Annotated in this window: 23 protein-coding genes; 22 read left to right on the top strand and 1 reads right to left on the bottom strand. The window is 47.9% G+C overall.

Features of this window, described 5'->3' with window-relative positions:
* The first annotated feature begins 3 nt into the window (after positions 1–3).
* The 10 genes from def (at position 4) to spoVM (ending at position 9,012) form a co-directional block, all read left to right on the top strand.
* Entirely contained in the window at positions 4–486 is a 483-nt protein-coding gene (def, locus tag ACQE26_RS15910; RefSeq protein ID WP_047475069.1) for a peptide deformylase, read from the top strand.
* A 4-nt stretch (positions 487–490) separates the two neighbouring features.
* Positions 491–1,444, top strand: coding sequence for a methionyl-tRNA formyltransferase (fmt, locus tag ACQE26_RS15905; protein WP_500470031.1), 954 nt, complete (start codon positions 491–493; stop codon positions 1,442–1,444).
* A complete protein-coding gene (gene rsmB / locus ACQE26_RS15900; protein WP_438421904.1) occupies positions 1,431–2,774 on the top strand; it encodes a 16S rRNA (cytosine(967)-C(5))-methyltransferase RsmB in 1,344 nt (447 codons plus the stop codon). The genes fmt and rsmB overlap by 14 nt, the downstream gene beginning before the upstream one ends.
* A gap of 3 nt (positions 2,775–2,777) precedes the next feature.
* On the top strand, positions 2,778–3,869 hold the full coding sequence (gene rlmN, locus ACQE26_RS15895) for a dual-specificity RNA methyltransferase RlmN (protein WP_016936160.1): 1,092 nt from the start codon (positions 2,778–2,780) through the stop codon (positions 3,867–3,869).
* A 5-nt stretch (positions 3,870–3,874) separates the two neighbouring features.
* A complete protein-coding gene (gene prpC, locus ACQE26_RS15890) occupies positions 3,875–4,636 on the top strand; it encodes a protein-serine/threonine phosphatase PrpC (protein WP_060962816.1) in 762 nt (253 codons plus the stop codon).
* Entirely contained in the window at positions 4,630–6,573 is a 1,944-nt protein-coding gene (gene pknB, locus ACQE26_RS15885) for a Stk1 family PASTA domain-containing Ser/Thr kinase (RefSeq protein ID WP_500470030.1), read from the top strand. The genes prpC and pknB overlap by 7 nt, the downstream gene beginning before the upstream one ends.
* A gap of 15 nt (positions 6,574–6,588) precedes the next feature.
* Positions 6,589–7,479: a ribosome small subunit-dependent GTPase A gene (rsgA, locus tag ACQE26_RS15880; RefSeq protein WP_500470029.1), complete on the top strand. Its 891-nt coding sequence runs from the start codon at positions 6,589–6,591 to the stop codon at positions 7,477–7,479.
* A gap of 1 nt (position 7,480) precedes the next feature.
* Positions 7,481–8,134, top strand: a complete 654-nt coding sequence (rpe, locus tag ACQE26_RS15875; RefSeq protein ID WP_489202350.1) for a ribulose-phosphate 3-epimerase — start codon at positions 7,481–7,483, stop codon at positions 8,132–8,134.
* Positions 8,135–8,200: 66 nt separating this feature from the next.
* Complete coding sequence (locus tag ACQE26_RS15870) at positions 8,201–8,845, top strand: thiamine diphosphokinase (RefSeq protein ID WP_045926108.1); 645 nt, start codon at positions 8,201–8,203, stop codon at positions 8,843–8,845.
* Between the two features lie 86 nt (positions 8,846–8,931).
* Positions 8,932–9,012 (top strand): stage V sporulation protein SpoVM, encoded by an 81-nt coding sequence (gene spoVM / locus ACQE26_RS15865; protein WP_003154329.1) that lies wholly within the window; start codon positions 8,932–8,934, stop codon positions 9,010–9,012.
* Between the two features lie 77 nt (positions 9,013–9,089).
* Here the strand turns inward: spoVM and rpmB are convergent, their stop codons facing one another.
* Complete coding sequence (gene rpmB / locus ACQE26_RS15860; RefSeq protein WP_003154328.1) at positions 9,090–9,278, bottom strand: 50S ribosomal protein L28; 189 nt, start codon at positions 9,276–9,278, stop codon at positions 9,090–9,092.
* 258 nt (positions 9,279–9,536) lie between these two features.
* Between rpmB and ACQE26_RS15855 the strand changes: the two genes are divergently transcribed.
* The 12 genes from ACQE26_RS15855 to smc all read left to right on the top strand — a co-directional run bounded on the left by ACQE26_RS15855 (position 9,537) and on the right by smc (position 23,594).
* Positions 9,537–9,899 (top strand): Asp23/Gls24 family envelope stress response protein, encoded by a 363-nt coding sequence (locus ACQE26_RS15855; protein ID WP_065521305.1) that lies wholly within the window; start codon positions 9,537–9,539, stop codon positions 9,897–9,899.
* Between the two features lie 15 nt (positions 9,900–9,914).
* Positions 9,915–11,582 (top strand): DAK2 domain-containing protein, encoded by a 1,668-nt coding sequence (locus ACQE26_RS15850; RefSeq protein ID WP_047475059.1) that lies wholly within the window; start codon positions 9,915–9,917, stop codon positions 11,580–11,582.
* Positions 11,583–11,724: 142 nt separating this feature from the next.
* On the top strand, positions 11,725–12,387 hold the full coding sequence (gene sdaAB / locus ACQE26_RS15845; RefSeq protein ID WP_016936152.1) for an L-serine ammonia-lyase, iron-sulfur-dependent subunit beta: 663 nt from the start codon (positions 11,725–11,727) through the stop codon (positions 12,385–12,387).
* A 20-nt stretch (positions 12,388–12,407) separates the two neighbouring features.
* Complete coding sequence (gene sdaAA, locus ACQE26_RS15840) at positions 12,408–13,310, top strand: L-serine ammonia-lyase, iron-sulfur-dependent, subunit alpha (protein WP_013352227.1); 903 nt, start codon at positions 12,408–12,410, stop codon at positions 13,308–13,310.
* Positions 13,288–15,336 (top strand): ATP-dependent DNA helicase RecG, encoded by a 2,049-nt coding sequence (gene recG / locus ACQE26_RS15835; protein WP_500470028.1) that lies wholly within the window; start codon positions 13,288–13,290, stop codon positions 15,334–15,336. The genes sdaAA and recG overlap by 23 nt, the downstream gene beginning before the upstream one ends.
* A 106-nt stretch (positions 15,337–15,442) precedes the next feature.
* Positions 15,443–16,009, top strand: a complete 567-nt coding sequence (gene fapR, locus ACQE26_RS15830) for a transcription factor FapR (RefSeq protein ID WP_016936149.1) — start codon at positions 15,443–15,445, stop codon at positions 16,007–16,009.
* 13 nt (positions 16,010–16,022) lie between these two features.
* On the top strand, positions 16,023–17,021 hold the full coding sequence (gene plsX, locus ACQE26_RS15825) for a phosphate acyltransferase PlsX (protein WP_003154319.1): 999 nt from the start codon (positions 16,023–16,025) through the stop codon (positions 17,019–17,021).
* An 18-nt stretch (positions 17,022–17,039) separates the two neighbouring features.
* Positions 17,040–17,993: an ACP S-malonyltransferase gene (gene fabD / locus ACQE26_RS15820; RefSeq protein WP_016936147.1), complete on the top strand. Its 954-nt coding sequence runs from the start codon at positions 17,040–17,042 to the stop codon at positions 17,991–17,993.
* Complete coding sequence (gene fabG / locus ACQE26_RS15815) at positions 17,986–18,726, top strand: 3-oxoacyl-[acyl-carrier-protein] reductase (RefSeq protein WP_016936146.1); 741 nt, start codon at positions 17,986–17,988, stop codon at positions 18,724–18,726. Before fabD ends, fabG begins: the two co-directional genes overlap by 8 nt.
* Positions 18,727–18,810: 84 nt before the next feature.
* Positions 18,811–19,044: an acyl carrier protein gene (gene acpP / locus ACQE26_RS15810; protein WP_003154310.1), complete on the top strand. Its 234-nt coding sequence runs from the start codon at positions 18,811–18,813 to the stop codon at positions 19,042–19,044.
* 138 nt (positions 19,045–19,182) lie between these two features.
* Entirely contained in the window at positions 19,183–19,932 is a 750-nt protein-coding gene (rncS, locus tag ACQE26_RS15805) for a ribonuclease III (protein WP_003154303.1), read from the top strand.
* Between the two features lie 101 nt (positions 19,933–20,033).
* Positions 20,034–23,594 carry a chromosome segregation protein SMC gene (smc, locus tag ACQE26_RS15800; RefSeq protein ID WP_500470027.1) on the top strand — a complete coding sequence of 1,187 codons (3,561 nt, stop codon included), beginning with the start codon at positions 20,034–20,036 and terminating at the stop codon, positions 23,592–23,594.
* Positions 23,595–23,597 lie beyond the last annotated feature (3 nt).

Below are 23,597 nucleotides of genomic sequence, written 5' to 3'. Positions count from 1 at the left end.
ATTTTGGCTGTGAAAAAAATCGTCACACACCCCGCGGAAGTTCTGGAAACACCCGCTGAAGAAGTGACAGTGTTTGATAAAAAATTAAAAAAACTGCTTGATGATATGTACGATACGATGCTTGAAATGGATGGCGTCGGCCTCGCCGCGCCGCAAATCGGCATTTTAAAAAGAGCTGCCGTCGTTGATATCGGTGAAGAAAGCGGCCGGATCGACCTTGTGAATCCGGTTATTCTTGAAAAGAGCGGTGAGCAGACCGGAGTTGAAGGCTGCTTAAGCTTTCCCGGGGTTTACGGCGACGTCACCCGCCCGGATTACGTAAAGGTAAAAGCTTACGACCGTAAAGGAAAACCGTTTGTTTTAGAAGCGGAAGGCTTTTTGGCCAGAGCCGTCCAGCATGAAATGGATCATTTAGACGGCATCTTATTCACGTCAAAAATTACGGCGTACTACACTGAAGAACAACTGGCAGAAATGGAAGGATGATTGGATGACAAGGATCGTTTTTATGGGAACGCCCGATTTTTCAGTTCCCGTGCTGCGCACGCTTATTGAAGACGGATATGAAGTGGTTGGGGTCGTTACGCAGCCTGACCGCCCCAAAGGCAGAAAAAAAATCATGACGCCGCCTCCCGTAAAGGCTGAAGCTGAACGTCACGGCATCCCCGTGCTTCAGCCCGAAAAAGTAAGGCTTGAAGAAGAAATAGAAAAAGTGCTCAGCCTGAAACCGGACCTGATTGTTACCGCGGCATTCGGACAGATCCTGCCCAAGCAGCTGCTTGACGGCCCGAAATACGGCTGCATTAACGTGCACGCGTCACTATTGCCTGAATTAAGAGGCGGAGCGCCGATACATTATTCGATTCTCCAAGGCAAGAAGAAAACGGGCGTGACGATCATGTATATGGTAGAAAAACTTGATGCGGGTGATATGATTTCTAAAATCGAAGTGGAAATTGATGAAACGGATAATGTCGGCACGCTTCACGACAAATTAAGCATAGCGGGGGCAAAGCTTTTGTCAGAGACCGTTCCGAACGTCATTTCCGGAAATATTAAACCGATCAGGCAGGACGAATCAAAAGCGACTTACGCGCCTAACATTAAGCGTGAGCAGGAGCGGATCGACTGGACAAAGCCCGGGGAAGAGATTTACAACCAGATCAGAGGCTTAAACCCTTGGCCTGTCGCCTATACAACATTGAACGGACAAAATATTAAAGTATGGGCGTCTGAAAAAGTTGCGGCAAAAACTGAAGCAGCGCCCGGAACAGTCATCCGCACGGAGCAAAACGGCATTGTCGTCGCATCGGGAAACGGCACCGCCCTTTTAATCACAGAGCTGCAGCCGTCAGGTAAAAAACGGATGAAGGGCGAGGATTTTGTAAGAGGAAAAAATGTTCAGTCAGGTGACGTGTTAGGAGCAGCAGATGAAAAAAATTAATGTCCGTGAGCTTGCCCTTGAAGCGCTTGAGAAGCTTGAACAAAATCAGGCATACAGCAACCTGCTTCTTACATCGGTTATCAAAACGAACACGCTCAGCGACCAGGACAGGGGACTGCTGACAGAGCTTGTCTACGGAACGCTGCAAAATAAAATCGCTCTAGACTATATACTGAAGCCTTTTATCCGCAAGCCAAATAAGGTGAAGCCATGGGTGATTCAGCTGTTGCGTCTGTCCGCATATCAAATGGAATATTTAGAAAAAATTCCGGATCGCGCCGCCATCCATGAAGCGGTTGAAATCGCCAAAAAACGCGGGCATAAGGGAATCGCGTCCTTTGTCAACGGCATCCTGCGCTCCCTGCAGCGTGAGGGCGCGCCGTCATTCGCTGAAATCGAAGACCCGATTCTCCGCCTTTCAACAGAGACGAGCCATCCCGAATGGCTCGTAAAGGAGTGGGTTGAGGCATACGGCTTTGAGGCGGCCGAAAAGATCTGCCGGATTCATCTCGTTCCGCCGAAACAGACGCTCCGTGTCAATCACATCAAGGCTGACAGGGAAAAGCTGCTGAATGAGATGGAAAATGCGGGTCTGGAAGCGGAAGCCGGAGACCTTTCTCCTGATGCGATTAAGCTTTTAAAAGGAAGCATCGCAAACACGGAATTTTTCCAAAACGGGCAAGTATCCATTCAGGATGAAAGCTCAATGCTCGTCGCGCGGGCGCTGGACCCGAAGCCGGGGGAAACCGTGTTAGACGCATGCGCCGCACCCGGAGGAAAGTCGGCTCACATCGCGGAATTAATGGAGAACGAGGGGAGCCTCACATCGCTTGATCTTCACCGCCATAAAGTGAAGCTGATTAAAGAAGGCGCGGAACGGCTCGGACTTACGATCATCGACGCGCAAACGATGGATGCCAGAAAAGCTGGGGACGCTTTTGGCGCAGAACGGTTTGACCGGGTTCTCGTCGATGCCCCGTGCTCAGGTTTCGGCGTCATCAGAAGAAAGCCTGATATGAAATATACGAAGACGCCGGATGACAGCAGACGGCTGTCAGAGATCCAGCTCGGTATTTTAAGGGAAATCGCCCCATTAGTAAAAAAAGGTGGCACACTCGTATACAGTACGTGTACAATGGACCGGACAGAAAATGATGAAGTTATGCATGCGTTTATACAAGAACACCCTGAGTTTGAACCCGATTTGTCTCTTGAAAAGCGGCTGCCTGAAAAGGCGAGACCCTTTGTTCAGGATGGAAGCCTTCAAATTCTTCCGCATTATTTCGGAACAGACGGTTTCTTTATTAGCAGCATGAGAAAGAAGGGATAAAAAATGACACAATTAAAAAAGACAAGCATACGGAAAGAGCTGCGGACTGAACAACCGTCCATTTACTCTTTTGAATTAGATGAAATCAAACAATGGCTGACCGAGAATGGCGAAAAGCCGTTCCGCGCAGCACAGATTTTTGAATGGCTTTATGAAAAACGGGTTTCTTCTTTCGAGGAAATGACAAACCTTTCAAAAAGCCTGCGTGAAAAACTCGAGAGCAATTTTGTGCTGACAACGCTGAAAACGGCTGTAAAGCAGACGTCACAAGACGGCACGATGAAATTTTTATTTGAGCTTCACGACGGTTATACAATTGAAACGGTTTTAATGAGACACGAGTATGGCAATTCTGTATGTGTAACGACACAGGTCGGCTGCCGGATCGGCTGCACATTTTGCGCGTCAACACTTGGCGGATTGAAACGGAATCTTGAAGCGGGAGAAATCGTCGCTCAAGTCGTGAAAGTGCAAAAGGCGCTTGATGAAACGGATGAACGCGTCAGCTCAGTCGTCATCATGGGAATCGGAGAGCCGTTTGATAATTTCAATGAGATGCTCGCTTTCTTAAAAATCATTAACCATGATAAAGGACTGAACATCGGAGCGCGTCATATCACGGTTTCCACAAGCGGCATCATTCCGAAGATTTACGATTTCGCCGATCAAAAAATGCAGATCAATTTCGCGATTTCTCTGCATGCCCCGAATACGGAGATCAGAAGCCGTCTGATGCCGATTAACAAAGCCTATAAGCTTCCTGACCTTATGGAAGCCGTCAAATATTACATCGAGAAAACAGGCAGACGGATCAGCTTTGAATACGGTTTGTTCGGAGGCGTAAATGATCAGGTCGAACACGCGGAAGAGCTTGCAGAACTGTTAAAAGACGTGAAATGCCATGTCAACTTAATTCCGGTAAACTATGTGCCTGAACGGGATTACGTCCGCACACCGAGAGATCAGATTTTCGCATTCGAAAAAACGTTAAAATCCCGCGGTGTAAATGTCACGATCAGAAGAGAGCAAGGCCATGACATTGACGCGGCCTGCGGTCAGCTTCGCGCGAAGGAGCGTCAAGACGAGACGAGGTGAAGAGGTTGATTACAGCCTTGAAAACAGATACAGGTAAAGTCCGCCAGCATAATGAAGATGCGGCGGGCATTTTCACAAAAGAAGAAGCGGTGCTTGCGGTTGTCGCCGACGGCATGGGCGGTCATCTTGCCGGAGATGTGGCGAGCAGGATGGCGGTTGCAGCGATGGAAGAGCAGTGGAACCGGGCCGAATCCGTTCCGTCTCTGCCGTCTGATTGTGAGGTTTGGCTCAAAGACCGGATTCATGAGGCGAATGTCAGGGTGTATGAACACGCAAAAGCGAATGAAGAATGCCGGGGAATGGGCACCACCGTTGTCTGCGCTTTATTCACGGAGAAGTTTGTCACTGTGGCCCATATCGGAGACAGCCGGTGCTACCTGCTTCAAGAGGGTGAATTCGTTCAGCTGACTGAAGACCACTCGCTTGTGAATGAGCTGGTCAAGACGGGAGAAATTTCGAAAGAGGACGCCGAGCATCATCCGCGGAAAAATGTATTGACGAGAGCGCTGGGGACAGATGAAACCATCAGCCCCGACGCCCGTTCTTTTGAGCTGTCTGACGGCGATCAGCTGCTTTTATGCTCTGACGGACTTTCAAATAAAATAGAAGATCACGAGATCAAACAAATGCTTCAAGCCGAATCTGCTCCTCAGGAAAAAGTAGACCTTCTCATCAGCAAAGCGAATCAAAACGGCGGCGAAGATAATATCACGGCTGTATTGATTGAGTTTTCCGCAGATGCAAAAGAGGGTGAAGACAAGTGCTAACCGGCAAGCGGATCAGCGGGCGTTATCATATCCTCCGGCCCATTGGCGGCGGCGGAATGGCGAACGTTTTTTTAGCTGAGGACATCATTCTCGAACGTGAAGTCGCAATTAAAATTCTGCGGTTTGACTTTGTGAATGACATTGAGTTTATCAGGCGTTTCAGAAGAGAAGCACAGTCGGCATCAAGCCTTGACCATCCGAATATCGTCAGTATTTACGATATCGGGGAGGAAGGCGATATTTATTACATTGTCATGGAATATGTGGAAGGCATGACATTAAAGGAATACATAACCGCACACGGACCGCTTCATCCGAAAGAAGCGCTGTCCGTTATGGAGCAGATCGTCTCAGCCATCGCCCATGCCCATCAAAATCATATCGTGCACCGGGATATTAAACCGCACAATATTTTGATAGATCATTCAGGGCATATTAAGGTGACGGATTTCGGCATCGCCACAGCCCTCACCTCGACGACAATCACACATACGAATTCTGTGCTGGGCTCGGTTCATTATTTGTCTCCGGAGCAGGCGAGAGGCGGTCTGGCAACGAAAAAATCAGATATTTACGCACTCGGCATCGTGCTGTTTGAGCTTTTAACAGGCAAAATCCCTTTTGACGGAGAATCAGCCGTAAGCATAGCATTAAAGCACTTGCAGACAGAAACGCCTTCCGCCAGAAAGTGGAACCCTTCGATTCCGCAGAGCGTTGAAAACATTATTTTAAAGGCAACCGCCAAAGATCCGTTTCACCGCTATGACAGCGCAGAAGACATGGAAGCGGACATCAGAACGGCTTTTGACGCCGGCAGGCTGAATGAACAAAAATTTTCCGTGCAGGATGATGAGGAAATGACGAAAGCGATTCCCGTTATTACTGACGGTGCAAAAGCCGCGCCTCATGCGGAAACGCCGGAGGAGACGGACGATAAAGAACAGCAGCCCGTCAAAAAGAAAAAACGGAAATGGCCGTGGATTCTGCTGGCCGTCTGCTTCATTTTCATTATGGCGGCTGTTCTAGCAGTCACCGTGTTCCCGTCTCTGTTTATGCCCAAAGATGTAAGCGTCCCCGACGTACGGGGCATGAAGTACGAAAAAGCGGAAGCCCTGCTGGAAAAGAACGGTCTCGAAGCCGACCCTGATATGGCGGACATTGAAGATGAAAAAATCGAAGAGGGATTAATGGTCAAAACTGATCCGAAAGCGGGATCTGCCGTTAAAGAAGGCTCTTCTGTAAAACTGTACAAAAGTATCGGGAAACCGAAAACGCAGCTGATCGACGTGAAAAGCCGGCAGATCGACGACGCGAAAAAAGCGCTGAAGGATAAAGGCTTCAAACATGTCAATATAAAAGAAGAGAATGATGACAGTGCGGCAGGCACCGTAATTGACCAGAGCCCGTCAGCCGGCACCGACATGGTCGCAAGCGATGATGAAGTCAGCTTAACGGTCAGCCTCGGGCCGGCGGATGTTACGCTGAGGGACTTAAAAACTTACAGCAAAGAAGCGGCTTCGGGGTATCTTGAAGATAATGGCCTGCAGCTTGTTGAAAAAGAAGCGCATTCAGATGACGTGCCGGTAGGACAAGTCATGAAGCAAGAGCCGTCAGCCGGCACAGCGGTTAAGCCGGGAAGTAATGTTGAAGTGACGTTTTCGCTCGGACCTGAAGAAAAACCGGCGAAAACGGTAAAAGAAAAAATCAGCATTCCCTACGAACCCGAACATGAAGGGGACGAGCTTGAAGTGCAAATCGCCATCGATGATAAAGACCACAGTATCTCTGATACGTATGACTCGTTCAAAATTAAAGAGCCGACTGAAAAAACGATTGAACTGAAGGTTGATCAAGGACAAAAAGGGTATTATCAAGTGATGGTCGATCATAAAGTCGTCAGCTATAAGACGATTGAATACCCTGAAGATAATGACTGACCAAGGAGGGACCGTATGCCTGAGGGCAAAATTATTAAAGCATTAAGCGGATTCTATTATGTCTTGGATGAATCACAGGACAAGATCATTCAATGCAGGGGCCGGGGCATTTTCAGAAAAAATAAAATAACGCCTCTGGTCGGCGATTATGCCGTTTATCAGGCTGAAAATGATAAAGAAGGCTACCTGCTGGAAATCAAAGAACGAACAAATGAGCTGATCAGGCCGCCGATTTCAAACGTCGATCAGGCCGTTCTCGTCTTTTCCGCCGTTCAGCCGGTCTTCAGCACGTCATTATTGGACCGTTTTCTCGTCCTTGTGGAAGCCAACAGCATTCATCCGATCATCTGCATAACCAAAATGGACTTAGCTTCAGACGCGGAAACGAAAGAGAAGATCCTGTCTTATGTGAAAGACTATCAGGCGATCGGTTATGACGTATATGTGACGTCATCAAAAGAAAACAGCGGTTTAACAGACATTGTGAAACACTTCGAGAACAAAACCACGGTGTTTGCCGGCCAGTCCGGAGTCGGAAAATCTTCGCTTTTAAATGCGATCAGCCCGGAGCTTGAGCTGAAAACAAACGAGATTTCCGCACATTTAGGACGCGGGAAACATACGACGCGCCATGTGGAGCTCATTCATACATCAGGCGGTCTTGTGGCGGATACTCCCGGGTTCAGTTCGCTTGAGTTTACCGATATTGAGGAAGAAGAGCTCGGCAGCACGTTCCCTGAGATCAGAGACATAAGCGCCTCGTGCAAATTCAGAGGCTGTCTGCATCTTAAGGAGCCGAAATGCGCGGTAAAGCAAGCGGTTGAAGAAGGAGACATCCGGACGTACCGCTATGAGCATTACAAAGAATTTATGCAGGAAATAAAAGAGAGAAAGCCGAGGTATTAATATGATTAAGGTTGCGCCATCAATTCTTTCCGCCGATTTTGCTTCACTGGGCGAGGAAATTAAAGACGTGGAAAAAGGAGGGGCGGACTATATCCATATTGATGTCATGGATGGCCATTTCGTCCCTAACATTACAATCGGACCGCTTATCGTTGAAGCCGTCCGTCCGGTGACTGATCTGCCGCTGGATGTCCATCTTATGATTGAAAACCCGGACCGCTACATCCCGGCATTCGCAAAAGCCGGCGCGGACATCCTTTCCGTCCACGCCGAGGCGTGTCCGCATCTTCACCGGACCATTCAATTGATAAAAGAGCAAGGGGTAAAAGCGGGAGTTGTGCTCAATCCGCATACGCCCGTTCAAATCATTGAACATGTGATCGATGAGCTGGACCTTGTGCTGTTAATGACGGTTAATCCGGGTTTTGGAGGACAGCGCTTCATTCATTCGGTCCTGCCGAAAATCCGTCAGGTCAAACAGCTGGCTGAGGAGAAAGGCCTTACTGAACTTTTAATCGAGGTGGACGGCGGCGTTAATAAAGAAACAGCTCCTTTATGCGCTGAAGCGGGCGCCAACCTGCTTGTTGCCGGGTCTGCCGTATATAATCAGCCGGATCGGAAAAAAGCCATCGCTGACATCCGAAACGCAGAATAAACATGCTGAAAAAGAGCCCGGTGAAAGCCGCCGGCTCTTTTCGTATTTAGAGAGAAAGGATAATATATGAAGACAATCAATATTGTTGCGGGCGGCCCCCGGGAGTTTATTCCCGAGCTGTCCGCGTACACAGACGGAGATACGACGTGGGTCGGAGTGGATAAAGGGACGGTCGCTCTTTTGGAGGCCGGGATCATTCCGCAGGAAGCTTTCGGTGATTTTGACAGCATTACGGAAGAAGAGCTCCTGCAGATTCAAGAAGCTGCGCCGTCCCTCCATGTGTATCAGGCAGAAAAAGATTATACCGATCTGGAACTCGCTCTTGACTGGGCTTTACAAAAAGAACCGGAGCACATTCGGATATTCGGTGTGACGGGCGGAAGAGCCGATCATTTTTTAGGGAACATTCAGCTGCTGTATAAAGCCGTAAATAAGGACACTGATGTCAAACTGATCGACAGGCAGAATGAGATTCAGATGTTCGGACCCGGCCGTTATACAATTGAAGAAAAAAGCAACAGACGCTATGTTTCTTTTATTCCGTTTGCGGAAGCGGCAGAGGGCCTGACACTCGACGGTTTTAAATATCCTCTGGATAATTGTCATATTCCCATGGGTTCCACACTATGTATTAGTAACGAACTCATTCATTCACGAGGTACTTTTTCGTTTGCAAAAGGCATATTAATAATGGTAAGGAGCGCGGATTAAAAAAGCGGCTTCTGCCATATGCGGAAAAAACCATGAATCCTAAAGTGATGAACGCAGCGGATACGGAACTTATAGGAGGGGACAAAATGAAATTTTATACCATTAAATTGCCGAAGTTTTTAGGAGGAATTGTCCGGGCGATGCTGGGCTCATTTAGAAAAGAGTAGGCCCAAGGAGCTGAAATCGCCCTCTTTGAACGCATAAAAAACGCCTGCCGCATAAAAGGGCAGGCGTTCATTTTTGCTTATACACGCTCAACTTTTCCGGATTTTAAAGCCCGGGCAGATACATATACTTTTTTAGGTTTGCCGTCAACGAGGATGCGGACCTTTTGAAGGTTGGCGCCCCAAGTACGTTTAGAAGCGTTCATTGCGTGAGAACGGTTGTTTCCGGCTTTTGTTTTTTTACCTGTAATAAAACATTTACGTGCCATTTGTTTCCCTCCTAACTGCGCGAAACATCTTTTCAAACATAGTGTCTCAGATGCTTTCGTTATACAATACTTTAAATAATTTACCACAGCTAAAAACCGTTTGCAACTATTGTTTACCTTACTTTCAAGAAAAATCACTTGACATGTAAAACCAATCACATTTCCGCGCTGAAGGCCGCTGTCTGTATCTTTTCTTTTCATAATGGGATACATATAGTAGAATAATGATAACTCTATGCACCTGAAGGAGGAACCTGTGTGTCCATTGAAATGAAGACAAAATACGGACAGATTGATATATCCAACGAAGTCATCGCAATGGTTGCCGGAGGCGCTGCCATTGACTGTTACGGAATAGTGGGGATGGCCTCTAAAAACCAGATTAAAGACGGTTTGTCTGAAATCCTCCGGAAAGAGAACTTCGCAAGAGGCGTACATGTCCGTCAGGAAGCCGAACAAATACATATCGACATGTACATTATTGTCAGCTACGGCACGAAAATATCCGAAGTAGCCCACAATGTTCAGACGAAGGTAAAATACACAGTAAATCAAACAATCGGACTTGCAGTTGATTCTGTAAATATTTATGTCCAAGGCGTACGAGTAACGAACCCGTAGTGAGGAGGATGAGTATTGTCTAGACGAAACTTAGATGGGAGAGCTTTTGCGGCAATGATTCTGGCGGGGGCTGAGACATTGTCTCAAAACGCATCCGCGGTGGATGCGCTGAACGTGTTTCCCGTGCCGGACGGCGATACCGGAACAAACATGAATTTATCGATGTCATCCGGTGCAAGAGAGGTAGAACACCTTGACTCACCTGACATCGGCAAAGTCGGCATCGCCCTGTCAAAAGGCCTGCTTATGGGAGCAAGAGGAAATTCAGGGGTGATCCTGTCCCAATTATTCAGAGGTTTCACAAAGAGCATTGAAAACAAAAAAGAAATAAACGCCCAAGAATTTGCCGCCGCACTCCAAGCGGGAGTGGATATGGCATATAAGGCAGTCATGAAACCGGTTGAAGGAACGATTTTAACCGTGGCAAAGGACGCGGCTAAAAAAGCGGTCGCCTCGGCCAAAGAAGAAACCGATATCATTGCTCTCATGGAGGCCGTTATTGAAGAAGCGGAAGCGTCGCTCAACCGCACGCCGGATCTGCTCCCTGTTTTAAAGGACGTCGGTGTCGTTGACAGCGGCGGAAAAGGTCTGCTTTGTGTATATGAAGGCTTTTTGGCTTCCTTAAAAGGAGAGTCCGTACCGAAAAAAGCGGTTCTTCCGGCACTCGATGATATGGTGAATGCCGAACATCATAAAAGCGCGCAGAGCATGCTGAGTACAGAAGACATTGAATTCGGATTTTGTACGGAAGTGATGGTAAGGCTTGACCAAGATAAACGGACGTTCAAAGAAGAGACGTTCAGAAATGAACTGAGCCGGTTCGGTGACTCATTGCTGGTCGTCGCTGATGATACGCTGGCGAAAGTTCACATTCATGCCGAAGAGCCAGGGAACGTGCTCAATCTCGCGCAGCGTTACGGCGATTTGATTAAAATCAAAATTGAAAACATGAGGGAGCAGCATACGTCCATCATCAGCCAAGAACATGATGAAAAAAAGCCGGCCGGTGTAATGAAAGAAGCTCGTAAGCCTTTTGGGATCGTGACTGTGGCAATGGGCGAAGGCATTTCTGAACTGTTTGCGAGCATCGGCGCCTCACACGTTATCGAAGGCGGCCAGACAATGAATCCGAGCACGGAAGATATTGTGGAAGCCGTTCAGTCTGTGAATGCGGAAACGGTTTTCATTCTTCCGAACAATTCCAATATTGTGATGGCTGCCAATCAGGCGGCGAGCGTGGCTGAAGAAAATGTCATTGTCATTCCGGCAAAAACGGTGCCTCAAGGCATGACCGCTCTGCTTGCGTTTAACCCTGACCAGCCGGCTGATGTAAATGAAGCCAATATGCTTGAAGCCATCCGGAATGTGAAAAGCGGACAGGTAACATATTCAGTAAGAGACACCCATATCGACGGCAAGGATATCAAAAAAGGTGATTTTATCGGCATTTTAAACAGTTCAATTATCGGCAGCGCCGAAGACCGGATAAATGCGGCGAAATTACTGCTGGATGAGATGATCGGGGAAGAAGATGAAATCGTCACCATCCTGTACGGAGAAGACGCGCCGGAAGAAGAAGCTGAGAAACTCGCTGAGTATATTACAAGCGTCTGTGAAGATATCGAAGTTGAAATCCATAACGGCAGACAGCCTCTTTATCCATATATATTTGCGGCAGAATAGAAGGGCTTATCAGGCCCTTCTATTCTTATGCCTTTATTTACCTGCGGCAGTGCGGCAGTGTGCCTGCTTGCCAATTGATAAATGTTCAATTAGTCTAAAGAAAAGCGCTGAATGAAGTGATGTTAAGGAGGAACAAACCAGCATGAAATATAGAAGCGTTTTTGATATTATCGGCCCGGTAATGATCGGCCCGTCCAGTTCACACACCGCAGGCGCAGCCCGGATCGGCAGAGTGGCCAGAAGCTTATTCAGACGGGAGCCCCGCCGGATCGTTGTGTCTTTTTACGGATCATTTGCAGAAACGTATAAGGGTCACGGCACTGATGTCGCGATTATCGGCGGCCTGCTTGATTTTGATACATTTGATGAACGGATTAAAACAGCGATTCAAATTGCTGAAGAGAAGGGCATAGATATAGAGTTCCGCACAGAGGATGCCGTACCCGTTCATCCGAATACGGCGCGTATCATCATTTCTGATGATGAGGGGGAGCTTGCCTTAACCGGTATTTCAATCGGCGGCGGGAAAATAGAAATCACGGAGCTTAACGGCTTTGAGCTGCGGCTTTCCGGAAACCACCCGGCTATTTTAGTCGTTCATAATGATAAATTCGGCACAATTGCCGGCGTTGCCAATGTGCTTGCGAAATTCTCAATCAACGTCGGACATATGGAAGTGGCGCGTAAGGACGTCGGCCAGCTTGCGCTGATGACGATTGAGGTCGATCAGAATATTGAAGAAGAAGTGCTGGATGAACTATCAACACTTCCTAATATTATACAGGTTACTAAGATAGCTGACTAAAAAGTCAGGAGGAAAATGACATGTTTCGTAATGTAAAAGAATTAATAGAAATCACTCAAGAAAAACAAATTCCGATCTCAGAAGTGATGATCACCCAAGAGATGGAAGTGACGCAAAAAACGCGGGAAGAGATCTTTCAAGGAATGGAACGCAATCTTTCCGTCATGGAAGCGGCGGTTGAAAAAGGGCTGAAGGGCGTCACGAGCCAGACCGGTTTAACAGGAGGAGATGCCGTGAAACTGCAGGCATACATCCAATCGGGAAAAAGCCTGTCAGGCAATCTGATTTTAGACGCCGTGTCTAAAGCTGTGGCCACAAATGAAGTCAATGCGGCGATGGGAACGATCTGCGCTACACCGACCGCCGGCTCTGCCGGGGTTGTGCCGGGAACGTTATTCGCCGTAAAGCATAAGCTGAACCCTACGACGGAACAAATGATCCGTTTTCTGTTTACAGCCGGCGCGTTCGGTTTTGTCGTAGCAAATAACGCGAGTATTTCGGGAGCGGCGGGAGGCTGTCAGGCGGAAGTCGGATCGGCATCCGGTATGGCTGCCGCTGCGATTGTGGAAATGGCGGGCGGAACGCCTCAGCAATCAGCGGAAGCAATGGCGATTACGCTGAAAAATATGCTCGGTCTCGTATGTGATCCGGTCGCCGGCTTGGTAGAAGTGCCGTGTGTCAAACGGAACGCAATGGGAGCCTCCAATGCGATGATCGCGGCGGATATGGCGCTGGCAGGGATTACGAGCCGCATTCCTTGCGATGAGGTAATAGACGCGATGTACAAAATCGGCCAGACGATGCCGACAGCACTGCGTGAAACGGGACAAGGCGGTTTAGCCGCGACACCGACGGGAAGAGAATTAGAGAAAAAAATTTTCGGAGGAGCGCTGAAATCAAGTGAAACACCATCAGCAAACTAGTATAGCGGAGATTAAGGGCATTGGGCCGGAAACAGAAAAAACATTACATGAACTGGGTATCTATGACATTTCTGATCTTCTGAATTATTTCCCTTACCGTTATGACGACTATGAGCTGAGGGATTTAGCAGAAGTAAAACATGAAGAAAGAGTGACGGTAGAAGGGAAGGTTCATTCAGAACCTTCTCTTACCTATTACGGCAAAAAACGAAACAGGCTGACATTCAGAGTGCTTGTCGGCAATTATTTAATTACCGCGGTTTGTTTTAACCGTCCGTACTTAAAAAAGAAACTGACGCTCGGTTCTGTCGTCACGATATCCGGTAAATGGGATAAACACAGGCAGACCGTATCCGTGCAGGAACTAAAAAACGGTCCTCATCAAGAAGATAAAAGCATTGAGCCTGTTTATTCCGTTAAAGAAAACGTCACCGTTAAAATGATGAGACGATTTATTAAGGATGCGCTGCAGCATCATTTGGACAGTGCGGCCGATCCGCTTCCTGAAAAATTGAGAATCCGCTACAAGCTGCCCGATTACAAACAAGCCCTGCAGACGATGCACCAGCCGGAGACGAGGGAATCGCTGCAGCAGGCAAGACGCCGGTTTGTGTACGAGGAATTCTTATTGTTTCAGCTGAAGATGCAGGCGTTCCGTAAAGCGGAAAGAGAACAGTCAAAAGGCATCAGCCACGTGTTTCCGGCTGAAAAGCTCGCCGCTTTCACAGACAGCCTTCCGTTTTCGCTCACGAACGCACAGATGCGCGTGCTCCGTGAAATTACCGCTGATATGACATCCCCTTACAGAATGAACCGTCTGCTGCAAGGTGATGTCGGTTCAGGAAAAACGGCGGTCGCCGCCATCGCTTTGTACGCTGCGATTCTGTCGGGGTATCAGGGGGCATTAATGGTGCCGACAGAAATTCTGGCCGAACAGCATGCTGACTCTCTCGTATCGTTGTTTGCAAATGAAGACGTGAATATCGCGCTTTTGACGAGTTCTGTAAAAGGCAAGCGGCGCAGGGAGCTTTTGGAGCGGCTTGCTCTCGGAGAGATTGATATTTTAGTAGGGACTCATGCTTTAATCCAGGATGAAGTGGAATTTAAAGCGCTGGGCCTTGTCATTACGGACGAGCAGCACCGGTTCGGGGTCGAACAGCGCAAAAAACTCAAGAATAAAGGCCAGGATCCGGACGTGCTGTTTATGACAGCCACCCCGATTCCGAGAACGCTGGCCATTACCGTCTTCGGAGAAATGGATGTTTCCGTGATAGATGAAATGCCCGCGGGACGAAAGCAAATCGAAACGTATTGGGTGAAACACGACATGCTGGAGCGGATTTTGGCTTTTGTTGAAAAAGAGCTGAAACAGGGCAGACAAGCCTATATAATCTGTCCGCTCATTGAAGAATCGGATAAGCTGGATGTGCAGAATGCGATTGACGTATATAACATGCTGTCTGATGTGTACCGCGGCAAATGGAATGTCGGTCTGATGCACGGGAAGCTCCATTCTGATGAAAAAGATCAGGTGATGAGAGAATTCAGCGCCAATCAATGTCAGGTTCTCGTGTCAACAACCGTCGTAGAAGTCGGGGTGAACGTGCCGAATGCGACGATTATGGTCATCTATGACGCCGACCGTTTCGGATTATCTCAGCTCCATCAGCTCCGCGGCCGGGTCGGACGGGGAGACCACCAATCTTTCTGCATCTTGATGGCCGATCCGAAATCCGAAACCGGGAAAGAGCGGATGAGAATCATGTCGGAGACAAATGACGGGTTTGAACTGTCTGAAAAGGATCTTGAACTGCGCGGTCCCGGCGATTTCTTCGGAAAAAAACAAAGCGGTATGCCCGAGTTCAAGGTGGCGGATATGGTTCATGACTACAGAGCTTTGGAGACGGCCCGTCAGGATGCGGCCAATCTTGTGTCTTCAGAAGCTTTTTGGAAAGATGACGAGTACAGTATGCTTCGCGCTCAATTGCTTTCAAGCGGTGTCTTAGAAGGGGAGAAATTAAGCTGATTCTGCAAAATTCGGCGGCTTTCAAAAAACAATCATTGCATTCCAATCTATGAAATTATATACTACTATTAGTACCTAGTCTTAATTGTCCGGATGGTGTTTATAGATGAGAAGAAGCAAGAAAGAACGCCAAAAATTATTGCAGCAGACGATCAAATCGACACCCTTCATCACAGATGAAGAATTAGCGGGGAAATTCGGCGTCAGCATTCAGACGATCCGTTTAGACCGCTTAGAGCTCTCAATACCGGAGCTGAGGGAAAGAATTAAAAACGTGGCAGAGCAAACGCTTGAAGATGAAGTGAAATCACTGCCTTTAGATGAAGTGATCGGTGAAATCATTGATCTGGAGCTTGACGGCCAGGCCATTTCTATATTAGAAGTAAGACGCGAACATGTTTTCAGCCGCAATCAGATTGCGCGGGGGCATCATTTGTTTGCGCAGGCGAACTCACTCGCCGTAGCCGTCATAGATGATGAGCTGGCGCTGACCGCAAGCGCAAATATCCGCTTTACAAGACAGGTGAAAGAGGGCGAGCGCGTCGTTGCGAAAGCCAAAGTGACGGCAGTCGAAAAAGAAAAAGGCAGAACGGTAGTGGAAGTAAACAGTTATGTGGGAGAAGAAGTCGTATTCTCCGGCAACTTTGACATGTACCGTTCAAAACAATCATAAAGGTGGAGCATGCATGAGAATAGCTGTAGATGCAATGGGAGGCGACAACGCACCCAAAGCTGTTATTGACGGAGTAATGAAGAGTATTGAGGCATTTGATGACCTTCATATTACGCTGGTCGGTGACAAGACAACGATAGAATCACACTTGCCAACAACATCAGACCGCATCACCGTATTGCACGCCGATGAAGTGATTGAACCGACGGATGAACCGGTCCGCGCCGTACGCAGAAAGAAAAATTCTTCTATGGTGCTGATGGCGCAGGAAGTGGCTGAAAACAGAGCGGACGCCTGCATTTCAGCAGGGAATACGGGTGCATTGATGACAGCGGGTCTGTTTATTGTCGGCAGAATTAAAGGAATCGACCGGCCGGCCCTTGCGCCGACGCTTCCGACCGTATCAGGCGACGGTTTCCTTCTTTTAGACGTGGGCGCCAATGTCGATGCCAAGCCGGAGCACCTTGTCCAGTACGGAATAATGGGGTCTGTATATGCCCGGCAGGTTCTCGGAATCAGCTCGCCGCGCGTCGGCTTGTTAAATGTCGGCACGGAAGAAAAGAAGGGAAACGACCTGACAAAAAAGACGTTTGAATTATTAAAAGAAACAAACGTGAATTTTGTCGGAAACGTAGAGGCGAGAGACTTGCTGGAAGGCGCTGCTGACGTTATCGTCACAGACGGCTTTACGGGCAACGTCACGTTGAAAACATTGGAAGGTTCAGCGTTATCAATTTTCAAAATGCTGAAAGATACACTGACTTCAAGTTTTGTTTCTAAGCTGGCAGCGGGAGTGCTGAAGCCGAAGCTGATGGAAATGAAACTGAAAATGGACTATTCTGAGTACGGCGGGGCGAGTCTTTTCGGTTTAAAGGCGCCTGTTATTAAAGCGCACGGCTCTTCTGATGCACGCGCTGTTTATCACGCGCTGCGCCAGGCGAGAGAAATGGTCAGCCAAAACGTGGCCGCATTTATAGAAGAAGAAGTAAAAGAAGAAAAAACAGATGAGTAGTCTGGAGGTTATCACACCATGAGTAAGATTGCATTTTTATTTCCCGGACAGGGATCACAATATATCGGTATGGGAAAAGACCTGTACGAACGCGAAGAAGCGTCAAAACGTATTTTTGATGAAGCGGATGAAACGCTTGAAACAAAGCTGAGCTCGCTCATTTTTGAAGGCGATGCTGAAGAATTAACCCTTACATACAATGCGCAGCCTGCGCTGTTAACAACAAGCATTGCCGTATTGGAAAAGTTTAAAGAATCCGGCATCACGCCGGATTTCACAGCCGGCCACAGCCTCGGAGAATATTCGGCGCTTGTTGCTGCGGGAGCGATGACATTTAAAGATGCCGTTTACACGGTAAGAAAACGGGGAGAATTCATGAATGAAGCCGTACCGGCGGGAGAAGGCGCAATGGCCGCTATTCTCGGAATGGATGCGGAATCCTTGAAAAAGGTGACGGATCAAGTGACGGAAAACGGCCACCTCGTACAGCTTGCTAACCTGAACTGCCCCGGCCAGATCGTGATTTCCGGAACGGCAAAAGGCGTGGAGCTTGCTTCAGAAGAAGCGAAAAACAATGGGGCAAAACGGGCGATCCCGCTAGAAGTAAGCGGACCGTTCCATTCTGAATTAATGAAGCCCGCGGCGGAAAAACTCGAAGAGGTGCTCAGCGCCTGTGAGCTGAAAAGTGCGGCTGTTCCCGTTATATCAAACGTTTCGGCTGACATCATGACAGAAAAAGACGATATCAAGAAAAAGCTGATCGAACAGCTTTATTCACCTGTACGCTTTGAAGAAACGATTAACAAACTGATTGACGAAGGAGTCACGACGTTTGTTGAAATCGGTCCCGGAAAAGTGCTTTCAGGCCTTGTGAAAAAAGTGAACCGCCGTCTGAAAACAATCGCGGTTTCTGACCATGAAACCATTGAATTGGCGATTCAAACGCTGAAGGAGGAGAATCAGGATGCTTAATGAAAAAACAGCAGTCGTAACGGGAGCGTCCCGCGGAATCGGGCGGGCGATCGCGCTTGATCTTGCGAAAAACGGATGTAACGTAGTTGTCAATTACTCCGGAAGTGAAGCGAAAGCGAACGAAGTCGTAGATGAAATCAAATCTTTGGGCCGAAATGCGATCGCGGTAAAAGCCGATGTATCAAATTCCGAAGAAGTACAAAACATGATGAAAGAGGCTGTCGCCGAATTCTCTTCAATCGACATTCTCGTGAACAATGCGGGAATCACAAAGGACAATCTCCTGATGAGAATGAAAGAAAATGAATGGGATGACGTCATCAACATTAACCTGAAAGGTGTTTTCAACTGCACGAAAGCCGTGACAAGACAGATGATGAAACAGCGCTCCGGCCGGATTATCAACGTATCATCAATCGTCGGCGTCAGCGGAAACCCGGGCCAGGCGAACTATGTGGCGGCAAAAGCCGGTGTGATCGGCTTGACAAAGTCCTCTGCCAAAGAGCTTGCGAGCCGTAATATTACGGTCAACGCCATCGCTCCGGGCTTTATTTCCACGGATATGACGGACAAGCTTTCTAAAGAAGTCCAAGATGAAATGCTGAAGCAGATTCCGCTCGCGCGTTTCGGTGATCCTTCCGATATCAGCAGCGTTGTCACGTTCCTTGCTTCTGAAGGATCGCGTTATATGACGGGCCAGACCCTCCATATTGACGGCGGAATGGTGATGTAAAGATTTGTTTTTAAAATTTCATCCTAGTTTCTCTAGTTTTTTAAAAACGAATCCTCTATAATACTTGAGGGGAGGTGAATTGCTATGGCAGATACATTAGAGCGTGTAACGAAAATCATCGTAGACCGCCTTGGCGTTGATGAAGCTGACGTCAAACTTGAAGCTTCTTTCAAGGAAGACTTAGGTGCTGATTCCCTAGATGTAGTTGAGCTTGTTATGGAACTTGAAGACGAGTTTGATATGGAGATTTCTGACGAAGATGCTGAAAAGATTGCAACAGTCGGCGACGCTGTGAACTACATACAAAACCAGCAATAAGCTGATGCTAAAAGTCCCGCCTGACAGCGGGGCTTTAGCCCTTTAACCGTTCGGTTACCGGCGTCTGACGCTGAACGCGCTGCCGATTCCGTTTACGGCGGGAAGCGCGGTGAACCTGATGTGCCTATGGAGGTTACTATGTCAAAACACTCACATTTTAAAGATAAAAAAAAGTTCTATAAAAAAATAGAGCAATTTAAAGAGTTCCAAGAACGGATTTCGGTTCATTTTCAAAACGAGAAACTTTTGTATCAAGCATTTACACATTCATCTTATGTGAATGAGCATCGGAAAAAGCCGTATGAAGACAATGAAAGGCTTGAATTTTTAGGTGACGCTGTTTTGGAACTGACGATCTCCCAATTCTTATTTGCCAAATATCCGGCCATGAGTGAAGGAGATTTGACGAAGCTGAGAGCCGCTATCGTATGCGAGCCGTCACTCGTCTCCCTTGCCCACGAATTGTCATTCGGCGATCTTGTTCTTTTGGGTAAAGGAGAAGAAATGACGGGCGGCAGAAAGCGTCCTGCGCTTTTAGCGGATGTGTTTGAAGCGTTTATCGGCGCACTGTATCTGGATCAGGGCCTTGAGCCGGTTCAGCAATTCCTGAAAGAGTACGTGTTCCCTAAAATAAACGATGGTGCTTTTTCTCATGTGATGGATTTCAAAAGCCAGCTTCAAGAATTTGTGCAGAGGGACGGAAAAGGATCGCTTGAGTACAAAATTCTCAATGAAAAAGGACCTGCCCACAACCGGGAATTCGAGGCGCTTGTCTCTCTTAAAGGTGAGGCGCTCGGCATCGGGAACGGACGTTCCAAAAAAGAAGCCGAGCAGCATGCAGCACAGGAAGCTCTTGCAAAATTGCAAAAACACCATACGAAACAATAAAATCCCCCTGTACCCCTAGGGGGATTTCAATATGTCTGCGCCTGATATAAGCGGGGGATTATGATAATATTGAGATACTTATACGATAAGGAGGATCTGGGATGTTCCTCAAACGTTTAGACGTTATAGGATTTAAATCATTTGCAGAACGGATATCCGTTGACTTTGTAAAAGGCGTCACGGCCGTTGTCGGTCCAAACGGCAGCGGAAAGAGCAACATTACCGAAGCCATCCGCTGGGTGCTCGGCGAACAATCAGCCCGCTCGCTTCGGGGCGGAAAAATGGAAGATATCATTTTTGCCGGAAGTGATTCACGCAAGCGGCTTAACCTTGCGGAAGTCACGTTAACGCTTGATAATGAAGATCATTTTCTCCCGATCGATTATCACGAAGTCAGCGTGACGAGACGGGTTTACCGTTCCGGAGAAAGTGAATTTCTCATCAACAATCAGCAGTGCCGCCTGAAAGACATCATTGACTTATTTATGGACTCCGGGCTCGGGAAAGAAGCGTTTTCCATTATCAGCCAGGGGAAAGTCGAAGAGATTTTAAGCAGCAAAGCGGAAGACCGACGCAGTATTTTTGAAGAAGCGGCCGGCGTGCTGAAATATAAAACACGAAAGAAAAAAGCGGAAAACAAACTGTTTGAGACGCAGGATAACTTAAACAGGGTGGAAGATATTCTTCACGAGCTCGAAGATCAGGTCGAACCGCTGAAAATCCAGGCATCAATCGCCAAAGACTACTTAGAAAAAAAGAAAGAGCTTGAGCACGTCGAAATCGCCCTAACAGCCTTTGATATCGAAGAACTGCATGGCAAATGGTCGGGTTTAAAAGACAAGGTGCAGGCTGCTAAAGAAGAAGAATTGGCGGAATCGTCGGCGATCTCCGCTAAAGAAGCGGCGATAGAAGAGACGAGAGATAAAATCCACGCGCTCGACGAATCCGTCAACGAGCTGCAGCAGGTTCTGCTCGTGACAAGTGAAGAGCTTGAAAAGCTGGAAGGCCGGAAAGAAGTGCTGAAAGAGCGCAAAAAAAACGCCGCGCAAAACCGGGAACAGCTTGAGGAATCGGTCACACATTACACAAAGAAAGAAGCAGAACTGAAATCGGCTATTGAAAAACAGTCTGCCGTCTTTGATAAGCTGCGTGCCGAAGTGAAGCGGTTAAATGCCCAGGTGAAAGAAAAGCAGCAGGCGCTCAGCCTTCATAATGAAAACGTCGAAGAGAAAATCGAACAATTAAAAAGCGATTACTTCGAATTGTTAAACAGCCAGGCGTCGATCCGCAACGAGCTGCAGCTTTTAGATGATCAGATGTCCCAATCTGCCGTCCAGCAGGCGAGACTGACCGCAAACAATGAAAAATATCTTCAGGAACGAAATGATATTTCCGTCCGCAAAGCGGCATGCGAAGAAGAACTTGCCGCAGTTGAAGCGGATATTGACAATCAGGTCGGCCGCTTTCGCGAAGTCCAGACCGCATATGAACAGAAAAAACGCCAGTATGAAAAGAAAGAATCAGCCCTGTATCAGGCGTATCAATTTGTACAGCAGGCCAGATCTAAAAAAGATATGCTTGAAACGATGCAAGGCGATTTTTCAGGGTTTTACCAAGGCGTAAAAGAAGTACTGAAGCAGAAGGAGCAGCTTGGCGGCATCCGCGGCGCCGTTCTCGAACTGATTTCCACTGAACAAAAATATGAAACGGCGATCGAGATTGCACTCGGCGCGGCGGCGCAGCACGTTGTCACAGACGATGAGCAGGCGGCGCGGAAAGCGATTCAATATTTAAAACAGAATTCCTTCGGCCGCGCGACGTTTCTGCCGCTTACGGTCATGAAACCGCGCCAGCTCCAAACCCGTGATGAACAGACGGCTTCGAAGCATCCTTCTTTCCTTGGTGCAGCGAGCGGGCTTGTCACGTATGATGCGGCGTATCGGAATGTCATTGAAAACCTTCTCGGCACCGTGCTGATCACTGAAGATTTAAAAGGTGCGAATGAACTCGCCAAGCTTGTCGGGCACCGCTACCGCATCGTGACGCTTGAAGGCGATGTCGTCAATCCCGGCGGATCAATGACAGGCGGCGCAGTTAAAAAGAAAAACAATTCTCTGCTCGGCAGAAGCCGTGAGCTTGAGACGGTGACTGCACGGCTCGCCGAAATGGAAGAAAAAACAGCTAGCCTCGAAAAAGAGGTCAAATCGCTGAAACTAGCCATTCAAGAGCTTGAACATACGCTGAACGGTCTCCGTGAAGACGGTGAGGCTTTCAGAACAAAGCAGCAGGATGTAAAAGGCAGGCTGTATGAACTCGAAGTCGCTGAAAAGAACATCAATACCCATCTGGAGCTTTACGATCAGGAGAAAGCATCGCTGACGGAAAGCAGCCGGGAAAAAGAGGCGCGGAAATCAGCATTGGAAGAACAGCTGAGTGAGGCATCCGGCCAGCTGAAAGAGCTTGAGGAAGAGATGGACAGGCTGACAAAACAAAAGCAGACCCTATCCTCAACAAAAGAAACGCTCTCTCATGAACTGACGGAATGTAAAGTGGCCGCGGCGAAAAAAGAACAGGCGTGCTCGAGTGAGGAAGACAACCTCAAAAGGCTGAAAAAAGAGCTTGAAGAAACGCAGCTCGCCCTGAAAGAAACACGGGAAGATTTAAGCCTCCTGACCTCAGAGATGACGTCCAGCACAAGCGGTGAGGAGCAGCTTGAAGAAGCAGCCCAACATAAGCTTCACGATAAAACGAGAACGATCGAATTGATCGCCAGCCGGCGCGATCAGCGTGTGAAACTTCAGAGGGCGCTTGATACGAACGAGCTTGAACTGAAAGAGATGAAGCGTCTGTACAGGCAAAAAACAGACTTTCTGAAAGATGAAGAGGTAAAACTCGGCCGGATGGAAGTTGAGCTTGATAACCTCTTGCAATATTTACGTGAGGAGTACAGCTTATCCTTTGAAGGGGCAAAAAAACAATATCAGCTCGAACTCGAGCCTGAAGAGGCGAGAAAACGGGTCAAACTGATCAAGCTTTCAATTGAAGAGCTCGGAACGGTCAATCTCGGCAGCATCGATGAGTTTGAAAGAGTGAACGAACGGTATCAGTTTTTAACGGAGCAGAAGAATGATCTGACGGATGCGAAAAATACACTGTTCCAAGTCATTGAAGAAATGGATTCCGAAATGACGAAGCGGTTCCATGAAACGTTTATCCAGATCCGTTCTCAATTCAACGACGTGTTCCGTTCCTTGTTCGGAGGAGGGCGCGCTGAACTGAAGCTGACCGATCCGAATGACCTTCTCAACTCAGGGGTGGACATTATCGCCCAGCCTCCGGGCAAAAAACTGCAAAACTTAAATCTTTTGTCAGGGGGAGAACGGGCGCTGACCGCCATTGCCCTTTTATTCTCCATTTTGAAAGTAAGGCCCGTTCCGTTCTGCGTGCTTGATGAAGTGGAAGCCGCGCTTGATGAAGCCAATGTATTCAGGTTTGCGCAATACTTAAAAAAATACAGCAGCGACAGCCAGTTTATCGTCATCACCCACAGAAAAGGCACCATGGAAGAAGCGGATGTCCTCTACGGTGTGACGATGCAGGAATCCGGTGTTTCCCGAATGGTTTCGGTCAAACTGGAAGAAACAAAAGAATTCGTTCAGTAACGA

Source organism: Bacillus sp. 5RYD7K (genome assembly GCF_059831465.1).
The sequence above is the reverse complement of the archived record's forward strand: the minus strand, read 5'-3'. Positions and strand labels throughout refer to the sequence as shown.

Excerpts from the sequence above, each read along its gene's own strand:
- rpe (WP_489202350.1), top strand. The coding sequence starts at position 7,481 with ATGATTAAGGTTGCGCCATCAATTCTTTCCGCCGATTTTGCTTCACTG.
- smc (WP_500470027.1), top strand. The coding sequence starts at position 20,034 with ATGTTCCTCAAACGTTTAGACGTTATAGGATTTAAATCATTTGCAGAA.
- acpP (WP_003154310.1), top strand. The coding sequence starts at position 18,811 with ATGGCAGATACATTAGAGCGTGTAACGAAAATCATCGTAGACCGCCTT.
- rlmN (WP_016936160.1), top strand. The coding sequence starts at position 2,778 with ATGACACAATTAAAAAAGACAAGCATACGGAAAGAGCTGCGGACTGAA.
- rsgA (WP_500470029.1), top strand. The coding sequence starts at position 6,589 with ATGCCTGAGGGCAAAATTATTAAAGCATTAAGCGGATTCTATTATGTC.
- fabG (WP_016936146.1), top strand. The coding sequence starts at position 17,986 with ATGCTTAATGAAAAAACAGCAGTCGTAACGGGAGCGTCCCGCGGAATC.
- fapR (WP_016936149.1), top strand. The coding sequence starts at position 15,443 with ATGAGAAGAAGCAAGAAAGAACGCCAAAAATTATTGCAGCAGACGATC.
- ACQE26_RS15870 (WP_045926108.1), top strand. The coding sequence starts at position 8,201 with ATGAAGACAATCAATATTGTTGCGGGCGGCCCCCGGGAGTTTATTCCC.
- plsX (WP_003154319.1), top strand. The coding sequence starts at position 16,023 with ATGAGAATAGCTGTAGATGCAATGGGAGGCGACAACGCACCCAAAGCT.
- fmt (WP_500470031.1), top strand. The coding sequence starts at position 491 with ATGACAAGGATCGTTTTTATGGGAACGCCCGATTTTTCAGTTCCCGTG.
- rncS (WP_003154303.1), top strand. The coding sequence starts at position 19,183 with ATGTCAAAACACTCACATTTTAAAGATAAAAAAAAGTTCTATAAAAAA.
- sdaAB (WP_016936152.1), top strand. The coding sequence starts at position 11,725 with ATGAAATATAGAAGCGTTTTTGATATTATCGGCCCGGTAATGATCGGC.
- rsmB (WP_438421904.1), top strand. The coding sequence starts at position 1,431 with ATGAAAAAAATTAATGTCCGTGAGCTTGCCCTTGAAGCGCTTGAGAAG.
- sdaAA (WP_013352227.1), top strand. The coding sequence starts at position 12,408 with ATGTTTCGTAATGTAAAAGAATTAATAGAAATCACTCAAGAAAAACAA.
- fabD (WP_016936147.1), top strand. The coding sequence starts at position 17,040 with ATGAGTAAGATTGCATTTTTATTTCCCGGACAGGGATCACAATATATC.
- spoVM (WP_003154329.1), top strand. The coding sequence starts at position 8,932 with ATGAAATTTTATACCATTAAATTGCCGAAGTTTTTAGGAGGAATTGTC.
- rpmB (WP_003154328.1), bottom strand. The coding sequence starts at position 9,278 with ATGGCACGTAAATGTTTTATTACAGGTAAAAAAACAAAAGCCGGAAAC.